This window comes from Hyunsoonleella sp. 2307UL5-6, assembly GCF_047345485.1.
Taxonomy (GTDB): Bacteria; Bacteroidota; Bacteroidia; order Flavobacteriales; family Flavobacteriaceae; genus Jejuia.
The window spans coordinates 1-5,231 of sequence record NZ_JBLFEN010000017.1 but is presented as its reverse complement, the minus strand read 5'-3'; the positions used below and the strand labels follow the sequence as shown (position 1 = coordinate 5,231).

Annotated in this window: 2 tRNA genes and 3 rRNA genes; all 5 read left to right on the top strand. The window is 47.0% G+C overall.

Going from position 1 to position 5,231, the window contains the following annotated elements:
• The first annotated feature begins 91 nt into the window (after window positions 1–91).
• Window positions 92–1,609, top strand: a 16S ribosomal RNA gene (locus ACKGJY_RS15360).
• An 89-nt stretch (window positions 1,610–1,698) separates the two neighbouring features.
• Window positions 1,699–1,772 (top strand) — tRNA-Ile (locus ACKGJY_RS15355).
• A 104-nt stretch (window positions 1,773–1,876) separates the two neighbouring features.
• Window positions 1,877–1,950 (top strand) — tRNA-Ala (locus tag ACKGJY_RS15350).
• Window positions 1,951–2,201: 251 nt separating this feature from the next.
• A 23S ribosomal RNA gene (locus tag ACKGJY_RS15345) occupies window positions 2,202–5,017 on the top strand.
• Window positions 5,018–5,149: 132 nt separating this feature from the next.
• Window positions 5,150–5,231, top strand: a 5S ribosomal RNA gene (gene rrf, locus ACKGJY_RS15340); the annotation flags it as partial.

The window sequence follows — 5,231 nt, the reverse complement described above, 5'->3', positions numbered from 1 at the left end:
TATTAATCAACAAAGAGAATAGACCATTTTGAGTATTAGAGATTCTAAATTAGTTGTTAAGCAAACAAGTCATACAAGACTTAAAAATTTAACGATGAAGAGTTTGATCCTGGCTCAGGATGAACGCTAGCGGCAGGCCTAACACATGCAAGTCGAGGGGTAACATTGTAGCTTGCTACAGATGACGACCGGCGCACGGGTGCGTAACGCGTATACAATCTGCCTTGTACTGGAGAATAGCCCAGAGAAATTTGGATTAATGCTCCATAATGTGGTTATTTCGCATGGAATTATCATTAAAGGTTACGGTACAAGATGAGTATGCGTCCTATTAGTTAGTTGGTGTGGTAACGGCGCACCAAGACAGCGATAGGTAGGGGCCCTGAGAGGGGGATCCCCCACACTGGTACTGAGACACGGACCAGACTCCTACGGGAGGCAGCAGTGAGGAATATTGGACAATGGAGGCAACTCTGATCCAGCCATGCCGCGTGCAGGAAGACTGCCCTATGGGTTGTAAACTGCTTTTATACAGGAAGAAACCTCCCGACGTGTCGGGACTTGACGGTACTGTAAGAATAAGGATCGGCTAACTCCGTGCCAGCAGCCGCGGTAATACGGAGGATCCAAGCGTTATCCGGAATCATTGGGTTTAAAGGGTCCGTAGGTGGACTGGTCAGTCAGAGGTGAAATCCTGCAGCTTAACTGTAGAACTGCCTTTGATACTGCTAGTCTTGAATCATTATGAAGTGGTTAGAATATGTAGTGTAGCGGTGAAATGCATAGATATTACATAGAATACCAATTGCGAAGGCAGATCACTAATAATGTATTGACACTGATGGACGAAAGCGTAGGTAGCGAACGGGATTAGATACCCCGGTAGTCTACGCCGTAAACGATGGATACTAGCTGTGCGGTTTCGACTGCGTGGCTAAGCGAAAGTGATAAGTATCCCACCTGGGGAGTACGTTCGCAAGAATGAAACTCAAAGGAATTGACGGGGGCCCGCACAAGCGGTGGAGCATGTGGTTTAATTCGATGATACGCGAGGAACCTTACCAGGGCTTAAATGTAGATTGACAGGTTTAGAGATAGACTTTTCTTCGGACAATTTACAAGGTGCTGCATGGTTGTCGTCAGCTCGTGCCGTGAGGTGTCAGGTTAAGTCCTATAACGAGCGCAACCCCTGTTGTTAGTTGCCAGCGAGTCAAGTCGGGAACTCTAGCAAGACTGCCAGTGCAAACTGTGAGGAAGGTGGGGATGACGTCAAATCATCACGGCCCTTACGTCCTGGGCTACACACGTGCTACAATGGTAGGGACAGAGAGCAGCCACTTCGCGAGAAGGAGCGAATCTATAAACCCTATCACAGTTCGGATCGGAGTCTGCAACTCGACTCCGTGAAGCTGGAATCGCTAGTAATCGGATATCAGCCATGATCCGGTGAATACGTTCCCGGGCCTTGTACACACCGCCCGTCAAGCCATGGAAGCTGGGAGTGCCTGAAGTCCGTCACCGTAAGGAGCGGCCTAGGGTAAAATCGGTAACTAGGGCTAAGTCGTAACAAGGTAGCCGTACCGGAAGGTGCGGCTGGAACACCTCCTTTCTAGAGAAAGACGACTAATAAAGTATCATAACTATTACAAAGAATAGTTTATTCTCATTGCTGTTAATTTAAAAATAAAGATTTAGTAGAGTCTCATAGCTCAGCTGGTTAGAGCGCTACACTGATAATGTAGAGGTCGGCAGTTCGAGTCTGCCTGAGACTACTAACTACTAAATAAAAAAGGAAAATCTAGAAGAAGACTATCCACCAAAAGTCGGCAACAAGCTACTGCATAGTGCAGACTGTGGACTGTCAACTAAAAGAGACGGGGGATTAGCTCAGCTGGCTAGAGCGCCTGCCTTGCACGCAGGAGGTCATCGGTTCGACTCCGATATTCTCCACAGGGCCGAAGTGTTAAGAAAATGTCTATTAGACATTTTTAACGTAGGAGCCAGATGGCGCGTATGCGTTGTCGTAAAGTTCATTGACATATTGAAAAAAGATACATGAAAAATACGATTAGAGAGATCTAATCTATTTAAGTAATAAAATAGGATTAATTAGAGTCACGCGAGCGATATCTAATTAGTCATATTATAGTTATCAAATCGTTTTGATAGTTATAATAAACTCATTAAAAAAGCAAAAAGTACAATAAGCTACAAAAGAGCGTATGGGGAATGCCTAGGCTCTCAGAGGCGATGAAGGACGTGATAAGCTGCGAAAAGCTGCGGGGATTGGCACATACAAATTGATCCGCAGATATCCGAATGGGGCAACCCACTATATTGAAGATATAGTATCCTTAGGGAGGCAAACCCGGAGAACTGAAACATCTAAGTACCCGGAGGAGAAGAAAACAAAAGTGATTCCGTAAGTAGTGGCGAGCGAACGCGGATTAGCCCAAACCAATGTTGTTACGGCAATGTTGGGGTTGTAGGACCACGTTATTCGAGTCGTGATGAATTAGAATTGGTTGGAAAGCCAAACCATAGAGGGTGATAGTCCCGTATAGGTAAAGAGCGATTAGATAGTGGTATCCTGAGTAGTGCGGGGCACGTGAAACCCTGTGTGAAACTGGCGGGACCATCCGTTAAGGCTAAATACTCCTGAGAGACCGATAGTGAACTAGTACCGTGAGGGAAAGGTGAAAAGAACCCTGAATAAGGGAGTGAAATAGAACCTGAAACCATACGCTTACAAGCGGTCGGAGCCCTTTGGGGTGACGGCGTGCCTTTTGCATAATGAGCCTACGAGTTACCGTTGCTAGCAAGGTTAAGCACTTCAGGTGCGGATCCGTAGCGAAAGCGAGTCTGAATAGGGCGTTTTAGTTAGTAGTGGTAGACGCGAAACCGTGTGATCTACCCATGGGCAGGTTGAAGCTGTAGTAACATACAGTGGAGGACCGAACCGGTTGACGTTGAAAAGTCTTCGGATGACCTGTGGGTAGGGGTGAAAGGCCAATCAAACTCGGAAATAGCTCGTACTCCCCGAAATGCATTTAGGTGCAGCGTATTATTAGTTTTATAGAGGTAGAGCTACTGATTGGATGCGGGGGCTTCACCGCCTACCAATTCCTGACAAACTCCGAATGCTATAAAATGATGTAATGCAGTGAGGGCATGGGTGCTAAGGTCCATGTCCGAGAGGGAAAGAACCCAGACCATCAGCTAAGGTCCCCAAATGTATGTTAAGTTGAATAAACGCGGTTGAACTGCTTTGACAGCTAGGATGTTGGCTTGGAAGCAGCCATTCATTTAAAGAGTGCGTAACAGCTCACTAGTCGAGCGGTTCGGCATGGATAATAATCGGGCATAAACATACTACCGAAGCTATGGACGATAAGTGGTAGGGGAGCATTGTAGTGTCGTCGAAGGTTTGTCGTGAGGCATTCTGGAGAAGCTACAAAAGAAAATGTAGGCATAAGTAACGATAATGCGGGCGAGAAACCCGCACTCCGAAAGACTAAGGTTTCCTCAGCTATGCTAATCAGCTGAGGGTTAGTCGGGACCTAACGCGAACCCGAAAGGGGTAGTGGATGGACAACAGGTTAATATTCCTGTACCCGCTCTCATTAAAAGTGACGGAGGCGAATATTTGGTGCGTGCTGACGGAATAGCACGTTGAAGCCAGTGGTAACACGGTGATAGTACACTAAGACTTCGGTTGCGGTGATAATCCAGAGAATCGACTTCCAAGAAAAACAAGAGTAGCGGCCCGTACCCTAAACCGACACAGGTAGTTGGGATGAGAATTCTAAGGAGCTCGAGAGATTCATGGCTAAGGAACTAGGCAAAATAGACTCGTAACTTCGGGAGAAGAGTCGCCACCCTTCGGGGTGGCCGCAGTGAAAAGGTCCAGGCGACTGTTTATCAAAAACACAGGGCTATGCTAAGTTGAAAGACGATGTATATGGCCTGACACCTGCCCGGTGCTGGAAGGTTAAGTGGAGATGTTAGCTTTTAGCAAAGCATTCAAATGAAGCCCCAGTAAACGGCGGCCGTAACTATAACGGTCCTAAGGTAGCGAAATTCCTTGTCGGGTAAGTTCCGACCTGCACGAATGGTGCAACGATCTGGACACTGTCTCAGCCATGAGCTCGGTGAAATTGTAGTATCGGTGAAGATGCCGATTACCCGCTGTGGGACGAAAAGACCCCGTGCACCTTTACTATAGCTTAGTATTGGTTTTGGATAAGTAATGTGTAGGATAGGTGGGAGACTTCGATGCAGCGTCGCCAGGCGTTGTTGAGTCATTGTTGAAATACCACCCTTTGCTTATCTAGAGTCTAACCTTCATAAGAAGGGACAGTGCTTGGTGGGTAGTTTGACTGGGGTGGTCGCCTCCAAAAGAGTAACGGAGGCTTCTAAAGGTTCCCTCAGCACGGTTGGTAATCGTGCGTAGAGTGCAATGGCATAAGGGAGCTTGACTGAGAGACCTACAAGTCGATCAGGTACGAAAGTAGAGCATAGTGATCCGGTGGTTCCGCATGGAAGGGCCATCGCTCAAAGGATAAAAGGTACGCCGGGGATAACAGGCTGATCTCCCCCAAGAGCTCATATCGACGGGGGGGTTTGGCACCTCGATGTCGGCTCGTCACATCCTGGGGCTGGAGAAGGTCCCAAGGGTTGGGCTGTTCGCCCATTAAAGTGGCACGCGAGCTGGGTTCAGAACGTCGTGAGACAGTTCGGTCTCTATCTACAGTGGGCGTTAGAAATTTGAGTGGATCTGACTCTAGTACGAGAGGACCGAGTTGGACTAACCTCTGGTGTATCAGTTGTTCCGCCAGGAGCATTGCTGAGTAGCTACGTTGGGAAGGGATAAGCGCTGAAAGCATATAAGCGCGAAACCCACCACAAGATGAGATTTCTTTAAAGGGTCGTGGGAGATTACCACGTTGATAGGCTATAGGTGTAAAGGCAGTAATGTCATAGCCGAGTAGTACTAATAACCCATAGGCTTATTGTACGCCTGTTTTTTTATAAGTTCAATAATTATTACAAACCATGTTCTTTATTCAATATGTTAAGATATTTGTTTATCCAAAGTGATAAACGCTGGAAGCTAAAGGCTAAATGCCAATAGCGAACAGCTATAACTTAAGGTGGTTATAGCGATGGGGCTCACCTCTTACCATTCCGAACAGAGAAGTTAAGCCCATTAGCGCCGATGGTACTACATT